This is a genomic window from Cyanobium sp. Aljojuca 7D2 (assembly GCF_024346415.1).
In the GTDB taxonomy this organism is placed as follows: Bacteria; Cyanobacteriota; Cyanobacteriia; order PCC-6307; family Cyanobiaceae; genus Cyanobium_A.
In genome coordinates this window covers 1-14482 of record NZ_JAGQCX010000015.1, presented here as the reverse complement: position 1 = coordinate 14482, position 14482 = coordinate 1, and the positions used below count along the sequence as shown (strand labels likewise).

The 14482-nt window shown below is 66.5% G+C and carries 18 protein-coding genes; 7 read left to right on the top strand and 11 right to left on the bottom strand.

Going from position 1 to position 14482, the window contains the following annotated elements:
* Positions 1-64: 64 nt before the first annotated feature.
* Together mgtE and KBY57_RS13020 are read left to right on the top strand one after the other, a co-directional pair.
* A complete protein-coding gene (gene mgtE, locus KBY57_RS13025) occupies positions 65-1447 on the top strand; it encodes a magnesium transporter (RefSeq protein ID WP_254996311.1) in 1383 nt (460 codons plus the stop codon).
* A gap of 129 nt (positions 1448-1576) precedes the next feature.
* Positions 1577-2545 (top strand): RpoD/SigA family RNA polymerase sigma factor, encoded by a 969-nt coding sequence (locus KBY57_RS13020; protein ID WP_254996346.1) that lies wholly within the window; start codon positions 1577-1579, stop codon positions 2543-2545.
* A gap of 16 nt (positions 2546-2561) precedes the next feature.
* Here KBY57_RS13020 and KBY57_RS13015 read toward each other — a convergent pair whose 3' ends face one another.
* Positions 2562-2966 (bottom strand): type II toxin-antitoxin system VapC family toxin, encoded by a 405-nt coding sequence (locus tag KBY57_RS13015; RefSeq protein ID WP_254996310.1) that lies wholly within the window; start codon positions 2964-2966, stop codon positions 2562-2564.
* Complete coding sequence (locus KBY57_RS13010; protein ID WP_254996309.1) at positions 2963-3196, bottom strand: CopG family transcriptional regulator; 234 nt, start codon at positions 3194-3196, stop codon at positions 2963-2965. The genes KBY57_RS13015 and KBY57_RS13010 overlap by 4 nt, the downstream gene beginning before the upstream one ends.
* 61 nt (positions 3197-3257) lie before the next feature.
* Between KBY57_RS13010 and KBY57_RS13005 the strand changes: the two genes are divergently transcribed.
* The 4 genes from KBY57_RS13005 (at position 3258) to KBY57_RS12990 (ending at position 9684) form a co-directional block, all read left to right on the top strand.
* Positions 3258-3416 carry a hypothetical protein gene (locus KBY57_RS13005; RefSeq protein ID WP_315859806.1) on the top strand — a complete coding sequence of 53 codons (159 nt, stop codon included), beginning with the start codon at positions 3258-3260 and terminating at the stop codon, positions 3414-3416.
* 39 nt (positions 3417-3455) lie between these two features.
* Complete coding sequence (locus KBY57_RS13000) at positions 3456-5321, top strand: recombinase family protein (RefSeq protein ID WP_254996308.1); 1866 nt, start codon at positions 3456-3458, stop codon at positions 5319-5321.
* Between the two features lie 932 nt (positions 5322-6253).
* Positions 6254-9166, top strand: a complete 2913-nt coding sequence (locus tag KBY57_RS12995) for a virulence-associated E family protein (RefSeq protein ID WP_254996306.1) — start codon at positions 6254-6256, stop codon at positions 9164-9166.
* Positions 9167-9297: 131 nt separating this feature from the next.
* Positions 9298-9684: a hypothetical protein gene (locus tag KBY57_RS12990; RefSeq protein WP_254996305.1), complete on the top strand. Its 387-nt coding sequence runs from the start codon at positions 9298-9300 to the stop codon at positions 9682-9684.
* Between the two features lie 8 nt (positions 9685-9692).
* On the opposite strand, the gene KBY57_RS12985 is transcribed toward KBY57_RS12990, so the two are convergent.
* Positions 9693-10001 (bottom strand): hypothetical protein, encoded by a 309-nt coding sequence (locus KBY57_RS12985; RefSeq protein WP_254996304.1) that lies wholly within the window; start codon positions 9999-10001, stop codon positions 9693-9695.
* Between the two features lie 6 nt (positions 10002-10007).
* Between KBY57_RS12985 and KBY57_RS12980 the strand changes: the two genes are divergently transcribed.
* Positions 10008-10307: a hypothetical protein gene (locus KBY57_RS12980; protein ID WP_254996302.1), complete on the top strand. Its 300-nt coding sequence runs from the start codon at positions 10008-10010 to the stop codon at positions 10305-10307.
* A gap of 95 nt (positions 10308-10402) precedes the next feature.
* On the opposite strand, the gene KBY57_RS12975 is transcribed toward KBY57_RS12980, so the two are convergent.
* The 8 genes from KBY57_RS12975 to KBY57_RS12940 form a co-directional block, all read right to left on the bottom strand.
* On the bottom strand, positions 10403-10717 hold the full coding sequence (locus KBY57_RS12975; protein WP_254996301.1) for a hypothetical protein: 315 nt from the start codon (positions 10715-10717) through the stop codon (positions 10403-10405).
* Positions 10714-11130: a hypothetical protein gene (locus KBY57_RS12970; RefSeq protein ID WP_254996300.1), complete on the bottom strand. Its 417-nt coding sequence runs from the start codon at positions 11128-11130 to the stop codon at positions 10714-10716. The genes KBY57_RS12975 and KBY57_RS12970 overlap by 4 nt, the downstream gene beginning before the upstream one ends.
* Positions 11123-11704, bottom strand: coding sequence for a recombinase family protein (locus KBY57_RS12965; protein ID WP_254996299.1), 582 nt, complete (start codon positions 11702-11704; stop codon positions 11123-11125). The genes KBY57_RS12970 and KBY57_RS12965 overlap by 8 nt, the downstream gene beginning before the upstream one ends.
* 157 nt (positions 11705-11861) lie before the next feature.
* Positions 11862-12098: a ribbon-helix-helix domain-containing protein gene (locus KBY57_RS12960; RefSeq protein WP_254996298.1), complete on the bottom strand. Its 237-nt coding sequence runs from the start codon at positions 12096-12098 to the stop codon at positions 11862-11864.
* A 16-nt stretch (positions 12099-12114) separates the two neighbouring features.
* The gene (locus KBY57_RS12955) at positions 12115-12312 is read right to left on the bottom strand and encodes a hypothetical protein (protein WP_254996297.1); all 198 of its coding nucleotides are present in this window, start codon (positions 12310-12312) and stop codon (positions 12115-12117) included.
* A complete protein-coding gene (locus tag KBY57_RS12950) occupies positions 12309-13280 on the bottom strand; it encodes a zincin-like metallopeptidase domain-containing protein (protein WP_254996296.1) in 972 nt (323 codons plus the stop codon). Before KBY57_RS12950 ends, KBY57_RS12955 begins: the two co-directional genes overlap by 4 nt.
* A gap of 94 nt (positions 13281-13374) precedes the next feature.
* Complete coding sequence (locus tag KBY57_RS12945; protein ID WP_254996295.1) at positions 13375-13590, bottom strand: hypothetical protein; 216 nt, start codon at positions 13588-13590, stop codon at positions 13375-13377.
* Between the two features lie 139 nt (positions 13591-13729).
* On the bottom strand, positions 13730-13888 hold the full coding sequence (locus KBY57_RS12940) for a hypothetical protein (protein WP_254996293.1): 159 nt from the start codon (positions 13886-13888) through the stop codon (positions 13730-13732).
* Positions 13889-14482 lie beyond the last annotated feature (594 nt).

The window sequence follows — 14482 nt, the reverse complement described above, 5'->3', positions numbered from 1 at the left end:
TCGGGGTGGCCGGACCTTAGCGAGCTGGCCCCCATAAACTCAGCACTGCGGCGTCGCAGGGGCCATGAGCGAAGCCAACGGCGTTCAGCTGGCCGAGGTGGTGGCCCAACAGCTGGAGATGCTGCTCGAGGCCGGCAACTACGACGGCGCCAAGCTGCTGCTCGGGCCCGTGCAGGAGGTGGATGCGGCTGAAGCGATCGGCAGCCTGCCGCGCACCTTGCAGGCCCTGGCCTTCCGCCTGCTGCCCAAAGATGAAGCCATCGAGGTGTACGAGTACCTCGATCCTCCCGTGCAGCAAACCCTGCTGGAGCGGTTGCGCTCCGGCGAGGTGCTGGAGCTGGTGGAGGAGATGTCGCCCGACGACCGGGTGCGGCTGTTTGACGAGCTGCCCGCCAAGGTGGTGCGGCGCCTGCTGGCCGAACTCAGCCCGGCGGAGCGGCGGGTGACGGCCCAGCTGCTCGGCTACGAGGCGGAAACGGCGGGTCGGCTGATGACCACCGAATTCGTTGACCTCAAGGAGTTTCACAGCGCCGCCCAGGCGCTGGCAATCGTGCGCCGCCGCGCCCGCGACACCGAAACGATCTATTCCCTCTACGTCACCGATGGCTCCCGCCATCTCACCGGCATCCTGTCGCTGCGGGATCTGGTGACCGCCGATCCGGACGAGCGCATCGGTGATGTGATGACCCGTGAGGTGGTGAGCGTTGGCACCGACACCGACCAGGAGGAGGTGGCCCGCGCCATCCAGCGCTACGACTTCCTGGCCGTGCCGGTGGTGGATCGGGAGCAGCGGCTGGTGGGGATCGTCACCGTGGATGACGTCATCGACGTGATCGAGCAGGAGGCCACCCGCGACCTCTACGCCGCCGGCGCCGTGCAGGCCGGCGATGAAGACGATTACTTCCAGAGCAACCTGTTCACCGTGGCCCGTCGCCGGGTGGTGTGGCTGCTCGTGCTGCTGATCGCCAACAGCGGCACCTCGGCGGTGATCGCCGCCCAGGAGTCGGTGCTGAAGCAGGTGGTGGTGCTGGCCGCCTTCATTCCGCTGCTGATCGGCACCGGCGGCAACGTTGGGGCCCAGAGCTCCACCGTGGTGATCCGGGGCCTGAGCACCCAGCGCATCCAGGCGATGGGCCCCTGGCGGGCGATCTGGCGCGAGGCCGTGGCCGGGGCTCTGCTGGGCCTGCTGATGGTGCTGGCCGTGGTGCCCTGGGCTGCGTATGTGGCCGGCAGCTGGGGAGTGGCCACCGCCGCGGGGTTGAGCCTGGTGGCGATCACCACCCTGGCCGCCACCGCGGGAGCGGCCCTGCCCCTGCTGTTTGATCGCCTCGGCCTGGATCCGGCGCTGATGTCTGCCCCGTTCATCGCCACCGCCACTGACGTGGCCGGGGTGTTCATCTATCTGCAGACCGCCTCCTGGCTGCTGCAGCGGGGGCCATTTGGCTGAGTTTTTGGGATTTCTGAGAGGAGTTCACACTTCTTCAGGTTAGGCTTTACACATCTTCAAGGCCTTACCGTCGTGGTTGTCGCTACTGCCATCGCCACCACTGCCACCGCAGCCTCTCCGGCTCGCTCGATGCCCCAGGCCGATGGCGACCTGGTGCGCAGCTACCTGCGTGACATCGGCCGTGTGCCGCTGCTGAGTCACGAGCAGGAGATCACGCTGGGGCGCCAGGTGCAGGAGCTGGTGGCGCTGGAGGAGTTGGAGCAAGAGCTGGAGAGCCGGCTGGGCAACAAGCCGAGCCAGGCGGAACTGGCCCAGGCGGCGGGGCTGAGTGCACCGCTGTTGAAAAAGCGGTTGCAGGCGGGACGCCGGGCCAAGGAGCGAATGGTGGCGGCCAACCTGCGGCTGGTGGTGAGCGTGGCCAAGAAGTACACGCGGCGGAACATGGAGCTGCTGGACCTGATCCAGGAGGGCACGATCGGGCTGGTGCGGGGCGTGGAGAAGTTCGACCCGACGCGGGGCTACAAGTTTTCGACCTATGCGTATTGGTGGATCCGCCAGGGGATCACGCGGGCGATCGCCGAGAAGAGCCGCACGATCCGGCTGCCGATCCACATCACCGAAACCCTCAACAAGCTGAAGAAGGGTCAGCGTGAACTGAGCCAGCTGCTGGGCCGCACCCCCACGGTGACGGAGCTGGCGGAAGCGGTGGAGCTGCCGGAAGAGGAGGTGAAGGACCTGCTGTGCCGTGCACGCCAGCCGGTGAGCCTGGAGACGAAGGTGGGCGATGGCGACGACACCGAGCTGCTGGATTTATTGGCGGGTGACGCGGAACTGCCGGAGGACCGTGTGGATGGGGAGTGCCTGAAGGGCGACCTGCGGGCACTGCTGGAGCAGCTGCCTGAGCTGCAGGGCCGGGTGCTGAAGATGCGCTACGGCATTCCCTGTGCCGACAACCCCGAGGGCGGCGAGCCGATGAGCCTCACCGGCATCGGCCGCATCCTCGGCATCAGCCGCGACCGGGTGCGCAACCTCGAGCGCGACGGCCTGGCCGGCCTGCGCCGGATCAGCGATGCCGTGGAGGCTTACGTCGCCGGCTGAGCTGGCACCGGCTGATTCAGGTCTCCTTCGTGTAGGGCACCACGACGTTGGCGAGCATTGGGAAATGGCGCCGGTTGAGGGTTGCCAAGCTGGCTCCAGCTGCATGCACGCTCGCCGCAATCAGCGCATCGGCTAGTCCGGTGCCGTGGCTGCGGCCATATTGCTGTCGCCACAATCCGGCAACCGCTGCCGCCTCTCGCTCCAGGGACAACACCTCAAACGCCTGCACGAACGCATCCAGCCGTTGTCGTTCCTCCCCAGCGCGCACGCCCACATACAGCTCGGCGATCGTGACCACCGACACCGCAAGCGGTTGGTCGCTGTCCTCCAGAAAGGCCACCGCCTGCGCTTGATCGCGCAGGTAGTCGATCAGCACATCCGTATCCACCACCAAGAGAGCTGTTCCAGGCGGGCTGGTCACCGGTGATCCAGCTCCCGGCGCAGCGCCTGCCAGTCGGGCAGGTCGGTGCGGGAGGCCCAGACGCCTCGGGCCTGGCGTAGCCGGGCCAAGCGGCCCTGGGGCTGGTGTTGTTTCAGGAAAACGTCGATTGCATCGCGAATCAGGGCGCTCTGGCTCTTGCCACTGCGCTGGGCCAGCGCTTGCAGCCCCTGGCGCTCCGGCTCCGAGAGATAGATCTGCGTGCGCCGCATCGTTGCTGTCTGCAGCATGGTAGGCATCTGATGTATACACCATACATTTGTTGGGGGCTGCGTGCCCATTGCCGTGCTGCGCGCCGTGCTGCTCACCTGGTGGGAGGCCCACGGCCGCCACACCATCCCCTGGAAGCTGCGCGCCGACGGCGCCCGGCCTGAGCCGGGTGAGGCGCTGGATCCCTACGGGATCTGGGTGGCGGAAGCGAAAAGACGATAGAGCAGATACACTCCAGCCGCACTCTGCGGATGGTTTGCGGTGCCCCTCTGCTGGTCCTATGCCAGGACTTCAACCGCTCGGCAGGCCGCGGCCGATCGCTCGGGGATGGAGCGCCAGGAGGGGGCCCTGGCCCAGTGGCTTGCCGATCACCCGGACTACCAGCTGGCCGAGGCCCTGGTGGATGCCGGCGTGTCGGCGGGCAGCGGCAAGCATCGGACGCGCGGTGCCCTGGCCCGCTTCATCGAGGGCGGCCGCACTGGGGCGGTGCCGCCTGGCAGCTGCCTGGTGGTGGAAAGCTGGTCGCGCTTCAGCCGGGAGGTGGCCACCGACTCGCTCGGCACCTTGCTCAACGACGTGTGGGGGCAGGGGCTGGCGATCAGCTTCTGCACCGATGGCGTGGTGCTCACCCGCGAGCTCATCAATCGAGAGGACTACAGGCTGCATGGCCTGCTGGGGGCGATGGGTCAGGCGCGCCGCGAATGGGAAGAACGGTCGCGCCGATCAAGGGGTGCAATCCGCAAACGTGAGGAGCTTCAGGACCAGGGCCACAGGCCGCGCGGGCGGCTGCCGTTCTGGATCGAGCGCAACGCCTCCGCCGAACTGGTGATCTCACCCACCTATGGCCCTTTGATCCAGCGGGCTGTGGAGCTCGCGATCAGCGGCCTGGGCATGAGCCTGATTGCGGAGCGACTGAACAGCGAGGGCTTTCCCCCGCCTCCCAGTCAGAGCAGCCGCAACCAGTACCGCCCCGAAGGGGGGCGGCGATGGGGGCAGGGCAACATCAGCCGTGTACTTAGACACCCGGCACTGATCGGCACTTTGGAGCGCAAGGCCTCAGGGGACCTGCCCGGCTACTACCCGGCTGCTGTCACTCCTGAGCGCTGGGCACAGCTCAGGGCCTCGATCGACAAGAGGAACAGCATCAAGGGGGCCATCAGGGGCAAGAGCCATCGGGCGCAGAACCTCTTTCAGACCTTGCTTCGCTGTGCCTGCTGCGGTGGGCCCGTTGGCTACAGCCCCCCTGCCAAGCGGTCTCGGGCTGGTCACCCTGGATATGTGGCGTGCAGGAACGGCGCCGGCGGACGCAATGGCTGCACGATGAAGGGATACATCGAGTACGACAGGGTTGAGGCGCACTGCCTGAGCCGGCTCGGCGCGACTGACTGGGAAGCGCTCCTCCATCGCCCTGAGGATGAGCGTGAGCAGCAGCGGCTAGGGCAGGAGATTGCCTCCCTGGAGCTTGAGCGCGATCGCCAGCGCGCCCAGCTGGAGATGGCTGAGCGCCGCGCGGAGGATGCCTGGCTGCAGGGGGACGAGGAGCGCGCCGCGACAGCTGAAAGAGCTCTGAAGCGCCTGCGCGAGGCCCTGGCGGCTGCTGACGATCGGCTGCTGGCGTCAAAGCAGGATCTGGCTCGGCTACGTGCACGGCCGCAATCGGTGGATCAGGCCGCGGCGATGCGGACCAAGGTGGCTGAGCTTGTCGCTTCGATCCGCCGGGCAAACGGTGCGGAGCGATTGGCGTTCAACCGCTGGCTGCTGACCCGGGAGCCGGCGATCGCCTTTCGGCTGCGCATTGATGCTGACGGCCCAAGGGATGCGCGCTGGAGGAGGGCTCAGACCGAGATGTTTGTTGGCGGCGAATCGTTGGGCTTCGAGGGTGTGCCGATCTGGACAGACAAGCTCGCTATCGAGGCCGGCTCTCCTGGGCTGAGGCAGGTTGTCTCAGTCGGGCAGGCCGGCTCCGTCACGCTGGTCAATACCGCCTGGGTCGATGCCTTCGACAGCCAGGAGGCTGCCGCTGCAAAGCTGCGCAGTGCCGCAGACGCGAACCGTGATCTCGCTGTCGCGCTGCAGCGTCGGGGCGGGGACCTGGATGGCTCAAAGGGTGCCGTCATCGAAGGCTGAGGCGGTGCATCAGGGGCACTGTCCAGCGCCGCTCGCCTCGGGTTCAGGGGGGGCAGGGTCTCCCGCTGGGCGCTCACTTTCGAGCGCTGCGCTAGGGGTGTGGGAGCGACGAGTTGCAGCCCACTACCAGTGGGGTTACTTTTGCCTCAACAACCACCCAGGTGAGGACGCGGGCCCGCCCGTGCCTGTGGTTCTTCCGGGCGCTGGATCCTCAAGCGCACCAGCCTGCACGCAGCAGGTCCCGGGAAACGCGGTTCCAATTATCGAACCGTTGTGCCTAACAACACACCGCCGGATAAACGGCAACAGCGTCGATCCGCAGTCAACGTCACAGCCCACCACGAATACGTCGCGGCAATGCAGCAACTTGCTGCAGTAATTGGCACCAGCCATGCAGGGCTGGTTAAGGCTGCCCTGGAGCTTGCCGCCCGCCACATCCTGGAACAGGCCCCGGGCACACCCCAAGGCAGCGTCGCCGAAACGTTCCTGCGGGAGAGCCATGCCACATACCACCGCAACCTTTGGGCAGCGCCCATGGGGCTGGATCTTCCAGTTTTGGGACGCCCCCTTGCCCACGACCTGAAAGGCCAGCTGCTGCAACCAGTGCACAGCAGCACGGCCCAGGCCTTGCCGGTGGTGATTAGTGACGACGCTCAACCCTGAGCACAGGGATAGCCGTTCAGCAAACCAGCGACCCGACGCAATCAATGCCCGACCTTCACAACGAAGGGGACCTGGAGGCACGCACCCTCCAAGGCCCCTCCGACGTTCAGCCAGCGAAGGCTAACTCGGATGGCACAAGCGACGAACGCTCCACAACACTTGAGCCGCACCACGCGGAGCATCTGCTCAAGGAGCTGGGCACGCCCGCAGCCGTGGACGCCGCAGTGCGATACGGGGCCCGATCTATCACGGCTGAAGAAGCGAGCCGCATGGGTTTCCGCCTCTTCGTGAACGGAAAAGCTCAAACCAGCAGCGGCCTGTTTCTTCCTTTCGGGGGCAAGTTCGGGCAACTGCGCTGCGACAACCCACCCCTCAACGCCAGGGGTGAACACGCCAAATACCTGAATCGCGCACGCTCAAAAGCTGAGCCCGTGATCTTTGGCGATGGCGAACCCACCCACGCCACCGAAGGATGGAAAGACGCCCTCCGGCTGCACCTCGAGCTAGGGGTGACCACCTGCGGCATCGCAGGGGTAGGGCACTGGCCGCTGCTGCCGGCCTCCGTTCGGCACCTGATCTACGACGCCGACGCCTCCATCAATCCAGCGGTCTGGGGCCAGCTCATCAAGGCAGGGCTCGCACGCCGCGGACTGAAGCTCGCCTTCTTCCCTGCTGATGACGCCGGCCCCAAGGGGGGTGCCTGTGAGTTCTTCGCCAACGGTGGCAGCGCCCGGCAGCTCAGCGATCTCCTGGCCGCCAGCCTCACCGGGCGGAAGCTGTTGCTGGTGATCGGCCGCAGCTGGGATGCCGCCGAGATGCCTGGCCCCCAGCGCATCAGGAACCTGCAGCAGCTGGCTCGCCTCGCTGTGCTGGCAGAGCTTGCCCCAATGGAGGCCGAGGCCCTGGTGGTGGAAGACGCCTGCAAGAGGCAGCTCAAGCTGCCTCCCGGCAATGGCCGCGCCCTTCTGGATCAGGCCAGGCGGCGGGCCCGCCAAGAAGCCGGCGACAGCGAGGAAGGCCAGGGCGAACTGCTTGAGGGCGCAGAGCTACAGGACTTCATCCTCGATCGCTACAAGGTCGAATGGGATTTGCTTCGCCGGCGTGTTGTCGTAAACGGTGAGATCCCGCGGGGAGAACAACTCAAGCTCTTCTATCAGGACCTGAGCTGCCGCTATCGCATCAAGGCCAGGAAGGAAGAAGCGAAAGACGCTCTTGAGTTCCTGGCTCATTCCAATCCCTACAACCCAATAGCTCGCTACATCGAATCGCTCAAGCAGCGGCGAGATGAGCTGCGCCTGATTCCGCTCAGTGAGATCGGCCGTGCCTTTGGCTTCGCTCCTGAGGACGGGCTCTCCCATCAGCTGCTAGCCCGCAAGTTGGTGCAGCAGCTCAAGCGGGGGCTCGCGCCTGGCTACAAGGCCGATGAAATGCTCATCTTCTACGGCACCCAGGGCGACCTGAAATCCGAGGCAATCAAGGCCCTGGCCCCGGAGGGTGATTGGCTAGCCGCGGCCACCGAGATCAAGGAAACAGACGACTGGAAGTTTTTACTCAAGATCTCCCAGTGCTGGATCTACCTCATCGACGAGTGCGACAAGTTCCTGCGCGGGAAGGACAGCGCCACCCTCAAATCCGTGCTCACGATCACCAGCGACACCTATGCCCTCAAGGGGTTTAACGAAGTCGATGGCCACGATCGGTTAAGTACCTTCTGGGGAACCACAAACGAGCGCGAGCTGTTCAATGACCACACCGGCGTTCGCCGCTGGTGGATCGCCTGCGTCGGTGATGGGCGAAGGGCCGATCCCGGCTGGATTAAGCAGAACCGAGATTCGATCTGGGCCACTGCCTACACCTGGGCCATGCATGGGCTGGAGAGCTACCTACCCCGCGGCAGCAACATCGAGCAGGCCGCTGCGGCCCGCGCATGGAACGCCACCTATGGCCTCCCCTACGAAGCCGCTCTCCGTGGGGTGCTGGAGGCTTTGCCAGGAACCCTCGAGTCGCCACCACCTGCCATCGCTCAAAGCGCCCTGATCCAGCGCGGCCTTGAGCAGGACATCAACGAACTGATGATGCGCAACAAAAAGGCCGGCCAGGACCTGATCAACGACGTGCGCCGCGTTGTCGAGCAGGTTCAGTTCCGCACCCACGGCGGCCTGTTCCGGTGGGAGAAAAAGCCCAAGCTGCGGCTCGAAGGATTCCCGAACCCGGTTGCTGGTTACCGAGCCCTCGCCGCGCCCCAGCACGAGCTGGCAGCAGCTGACTCCGAAGGCCCCCTGAGCTTCCAGTCAGAACCGATCCCGCTTGTTCCGGCCTGTTCCGCAGGTGTTCCGACCCGTCGGAACGGGCAAACCGATTGGCCTAACTGGGATTTCTCTTACCTGTTCCGACCGTTCCAAGAAAACAGAGAAGTCAAGGCAATGGGAAATAACAACTCCCCCACACCCATGACAGGGCTGTCTCTCGCAGCAGAGCTACCGAGCCCCCAAAAGGTCGGAACGGTCGGAACAGTCGCTGAGATCGACTGCCACGCAATGGACCTGCCTGTTCCGACCCCTCCCCCCATGTCGGAACACCCGTCGGAACAAACGGCTGCGGCCGCTCACCGCGCCTCTCCACTGGTGGATGCGGAGGGGGCGGGATGCGTCGCTGGCTCCGATGCTGCGGCTGCTGGCCGACCTGAGCTGGAGGCCAATGCCGCTCGCAGCAACCTCACCGAGTTCGAGCCCGGTGATCGGGTCTACGTGGCGCATCAGCTCCTTCCATTCGGCCGCCTGCACCAGGCCGTTGTCTCGAAGGTGATCAACGCCGAGGTGCACTTCGACCCGCGGTTTGAGGGCCTGCTGAACGACCCTCAAGACCCTGGCGCTGGCGGATGGATGCCGCCGGCACCGTTGCGGCAGGCAAGCAGCAGCAGTTGCCTGCCTGAGCTGGGAGCCGCTGCGGGGATAACGATCAAGCAGTTCGAACGGGATGGTCAGCAGCTGCGGCGCCTCAGCTACCGGCAGATCCATGCGGACGGCAGCGAGACAACCGTGGCGCGGGAGATCCCCGTGCCCAAGGCCGGGTATGAGCCGGTCGATGAGGACGGGCTCGATACCTTCCTGGCCGAGCTCCAGCAGCAAGACATCTGCATAGCCAAGGGCTTGCAGGACTATCGCTTCAGTGAGGCGGCCTGATGCCTGAACTCTCCACCCGTGGATAGCTGCACCCGTGCAACGTCTCGCCCTCGGCGGCGTTCCTTCATAGACGCCGCCCCCCGCGCCGGCTCGCTCCTGCCCGCCATGGGCACTACGGCGCAGCCGCAGCCATGACGCAGAGCCAGCTGGGCGATGGGCTGGGCGACTTCGCGATGGTGCCGCTGGCGCCCGAGGGCCCCCTGCTGGTGGCGCTGCGGGAGGGCCGACTGCTCGGCCGCGACATCGCCGTGCTGTGGTTGCTGATGGCCCGCCTCGACTGGCGTACCGGCCGCGCCTGGGCGAGCCCCGCAGAGCTGGCCGCGGCGATGGGCAACAGCTGCCCCGGGAGGGTGCAGGAGTCCCTGGCCCGCCTGCGCCGGGAGGCCCTGGTAGCCAGGGGCAGCGACAAGCGGGACCCGCGACGGCGGTTCTGGTGCATCAACCCTGCTGTGGCAGCAACAGGGGGCAAGCACCGCCGGGCGCTGCAGTGGGCGCAATTCCAGCGTGCTCTGGAGTAGGCGCTGGCTCAGGCAGCCGCCAAGCGTTTGCCGTCAGGGCCATAGCCGTGCTGGGCCAGGAACTCCACTCGATGCAGCTCGCGCCGCACTGCAGCGCAATCGGGGCACAGCTGCAGCTCTGCGCCGCACGGCAGCACCTTGGTGCCGCACCAGTCGCACGCCCCAAGGGCATCGACCGCCTGCTGCGCGGCCCTGACTCGACGCTGTTGTGCAGCGGCCTGGCCTCGGATGGTGCTCAGCGCGGCCTTCTCGACCTTGAGGGTGGCCAAGGCTTCCTGCAGCTCCTGCTGTCGTGGGGTGAGGGGTTTACGTGCCATGGCCCCATGGTTCCGCGATCAAGCCGCATCGAAAAGGTCGGCGAGGCTGGGCTTTCGCCTCCCCGCTGGCTCTCGATCCAGGGCCGCGGCCGGTCGTTCGCCGGGGTGCTGGCCCGGGTGGTTCAACCACTCCTCCAAAGCTCCCCACCCCTGGCTCACCAGCACCCGGGCTCTCTCGGCCGCGGCGACCTGCTCGGCCTCTGGGATATGGGCCCTGAGCTGGAGCTGCTCGCCGTAGCTGGGCCACAGGACTCCATCGCCCTGGGGCTCCTCGACGGAGCGCTTGCGTGGGCCGCGGCGGCCTGATCGGGGTGCGCCCATCGGCGGCTGCGCTCTCCCCACGCTGCTGCGCTTTGGAGGCCCGGGCCAGGGCGGCTGCGGGGGGCAGTCCCCGGCTCAGCTCACCGGCCTATGCCGCTGCTCCTGTCTTGGCTGATGGCAGTTGCGACCAATGCCCGGTTCCTCGGCGTATTGGGCAGACCGTGGGCCGCTAGCTGCATCTGAATGACCGTATCCACGCGGCGCAGGGTCTCGGCGTGCTTTGCCTTGGCCCGCTCCCGCTCGGCCACCTTCTGGCTCCGGGGCTTGCGCAGGTGGCGCACCAGCAACACCAGCAGCAGGGGCGGGAGCCACACGTACCAAATGATCAGCAGCACCACCGGCACCAGTAGTGCGAGCGGCCAAAGGAAATCCTTGGCCGTGGCCTTCGTGCTCATGGGCCCTGCCCCTCGGCGCGCCGCCGTTCCCGGTGTCGGGCCACAGCAGCAGCGGTTGCAGCTTTGCGGTCCTCGTTGGCCTGGTAGCGGCGCCGATCAGCCGCCCGGCGTTCTTCCTTGCCCTCCGGTGTCGCCCTCCAGCAGCCGGCGCACAACCCTGCCTGCAGCCGCTGGAAGCTGGCCACATCGAGGCGGTAACTCTTTCCGCACACCCGGCACGGCGGCGACCCCGTTTCACCCTTGGCCTTGCGCAGGCGGTGGAGCGCCATCCGGTCAGCGCTGCCTGGCGGGGTCATCGAGTGATCCGGCGGATTACATCGCATGATCCCTTGGGCACGTTGCTTGCGCACCCGCTCCCAGCAAAGCAGCTCAGATGCGGGGCGCCGGCGCAGCAGAGCTTGGGCTTCAGCCATGGGTGCAGGCCGCGGCGGAGCTGGCCTTGCTCAACAGCCGGTGCACCGCCGATGGCGAGGCGTCGATGCTCACGGCGATCTGGCGGATGCTCTGGCCCTCGGCTGCCAGGCGCTTCACCAGCTGGGCTTTCTGCCCGGCGATGGTGGGACGCCGGCCGCCGACCTTGCCATGAGCCTTGGCGCGCGCCAGACCGTCGAGGGTGCGTTCGCGGATCAGGTCGCGCTCGAACTGCGCGATGGCCGCCAACACGGCGAACATCAATTTGCCGGCGGGGGTGCTGGTGTCGATCGCCTGATCCAGCACCACCAGGTCAATGCCCCGGCTCTCCAGCCCCTGGGCAATCTCCAGCAGCTCCCGGGTGCTGCGGGCCAGCCGATCCAGCCGAACCGTCACCAGGGCATCGCCCTCGCGCAGATACTCCAGGCAAGCCTGCAACTGGGGCCGGTGCTCCACCCTGCTGCTGATCGTCTCCTCAAAGATCCGCTGGCAGCCGGCCGCCTCCAGTCGCATGACCTGGGCGGCGGTGTCTTGGTCGGTGGTGCTCACCCGGCTGTAGCCGATGCGGTGGGCCATTGCTCTGCTCCAGAAACGTCGGGATTGGTGGTTGTGAAACGGGACAGGGAACCGAAACGGCGGTGCCCTGTCCTGGTGGTGGTGGGGCTGGGCCCGCTGCAGCTGTTGCGGATTCGGTCGTTTCCGAAACAGGCCCCAGCAGACCCGATCCCCTGGTTCAGATCGGCCGCCCCATGGAGGTCTCCAGCAGAAAGGCGATGAGGTTGGAGAGGCTCCGGCCCTCGTCGTCGGCGCGGTGGATCAGCCGTTGATGGACAGCGGCGCTCAGGGTCAAGGAGACCCGGCGAGGGCAGCGCTTGAGGCGATCAAGCGCAGCAGTCGAGCTGGTCATGGGGCGGTAGGTGGTTGGTGGTTGGTTGGGCCTGGTGAGGGCCGCAGGGAAGGGCGGGGCCAACCCCTCCGGGCGGCCGTCACGGGGCGATGGTTTGGCCGTGTTGCTGCTGGGCCGCGGCATCGAACAGGGGACCCAGCTGGCCGCCATCGCCGAACGGGATGCAGCCCTGCTCGGCCGTGGTGCGGGCTTCTGGTGTTGGCCCCCATTGCTGGGTCTCGGCGTGGCCCTCCAGCCCGGGCAACGGCTCCATCCGGTAGCGGTTGGGGCCTGTCATGCCTCACACCCCAGTTCGGCCAGGGTCTCGGGCGCGATCAGGTCGGCGGCCTGGCGGGCTTGGCTGAGGACCTTGAACAGCGCCCGCGGCTCCTCCCGCAACAGCTGGGCCCACTCCTTCAGGTAGGCGGCGTGGTTGTGCAGCTGGCAGCCGATCTGCAGCCGGTAGGCGATCAGCACCGCCGCCAGCTCGGCTACCAGCTCCTCCCGTGCGTAAGCCCTGGTGCCATGGCTGCCGGACAGGTCGCGGCTCAGGCGGGAGCTGTGGCCGGTGCTGTGGGCCTGCTCGTGGGCCCAGGTGGCGCAGAACACCTCCCGGCTGGTGAAGGCGTCGGCCTCAGGCATCCGGATCTGATCCAGGGCCGGGCTGTAGCAGGCGCGGGCGCCGCCCCAGCTGGTGGACACCGTCCAGGCTTCGAGCACGGCTTCGGCCGCGGCCAGCCGGGCATGGGGCGCCAGCTGCAGGGGCTGGCCGATCGCCTCACGGATGCGGGCCTGCAGGGCGGCTTCTGCCGCTTCGTCGGTGCCCACCAGGTCGGCGGCATTGAACACGGCGCAGGGCTTGTAGCTGACCCAGGCCGCAATCAGCTGGGAGCCATCGGGGCCGGTGATCGGCTGACCGTTGTCGTCCTGCTGCTCACGCTTGTTCAGCTGGGGGCGAACGATGCGAACGGCCTTGCAGCCCTTGCGGGGCCACCAGCCGCGGGCCTTGGCCTGGGCGCCGCCGATCCAGAGCGGCAGGGTGTGGCCGCGCAGCATGGCGCCCAACTCCAGCAGGATCGGATTGGCGCCCCGGTAGGGCTGGCCGGTTTCGAGGTTGCGGTGCTCGCCCTGCTGGCCGGCCCACTCCCTGCGCCAGGGCGGCAGGTCTGAGCTCTCCATCAGGGCCACCAGGTCGGCTACTAGGAGCTCTTCGCTGGTGGGACCGTCGTAGGCCTTGCGGCTGTGGTGCTTGGTCGCGGTTGTCATCGGACTGGGTGGTTGGTGGGTGGCGGTTGGCGCTGCGGGAGAAGCCAGGGCGGGGATCGCACCCGGCCTCCCGCTTCAACGGATCAGGTGGCGATCAGATCAGGCCCCAGCCGGTGGTGGTGCGGCCGTTGAGGCGATCGAGCTGCAGGCGCAGGCGGACTGCGCCGATGTCGAGCCCATAGGCGACCCCGTGGCCCTCGGGGAAGCGCCAGGCGCTGCAGCCGGTGGCACCTGGGCAGATGTCGATGTAGACGGCGGCTTCGATGTAGGCCACCACGGGAAACACGAATCCGCGGGTTGTTACTTGCATGGTTGATAGAGCGATGGGACAGGCAGCAGACCGGCAGAGCTGCGGGCCCTGGCCGTTCCGGTTGTCAGTGGTGAGAACGCTGCGGAGCGGCCGGCATCGCTTCTGCCCGGCCTGCTGCCTGATAGCAATGTAATCCGCTCTACGTCACAGCGCGACGCAGGGCAGGCAAGGCCTGTAACAACTCTTTGTAATTAAAGATTGCCAGCAGAGTTATCCCGTCGCCATTGGCAACAGGAGCCACAATCGAGGCGAGGTTGGCCACCTCCTGGCTGCCAGCCAGGTCGCTGGATAGCGACAAGTCAACAGCACCAGATGCCAGCCACAGCAGGCGATAGGGGCACAGACCTATGCCTTCAGCGCCAGCAAAGAAGCGCGCCTCTATTCGCCAGCGCAAGCCAGCTGCCCCAGGGCCGCAGCCCACCCCAGCGGGGGGAAGCTGCTGCGCCTAGCGCTGGGGAGGGCATCACAAAATACGGCCCAAAAATGAGCCGTTTTTATTCTTCCCAGCCAGAGGAAGTTGTCAGTACTTATCTCTCCACTCTGGGCAATCAGGGCGAGCCACTACCTAGTTGGTCAATTTGAATTGAACGCCGCTGAGCAAGATGCAAATCTTCTGCTGGCATCCTGCTTGCCCTGCTGCGGCTCGGCGGGAAGGCCCCTAAGCGTGCGAGCTGCCAAGCATGGGCAGGAGCCGAGGGGGCCCAGGGAAGGCGCGGCGCAGATCTCTACTCATTCCCAAGGAAAAATAGAGAATCTCTCTAAATGGGGACTCCTGAAAAAGCCAGATCGCCTGCAGCGCAACTTGTTTCAGCGATCAATACCCGATAAACTGACCTCGATCAGGGCAATTGACGATTGCTACAACTGCTGAGCACTGCAGATGTACCGGAAA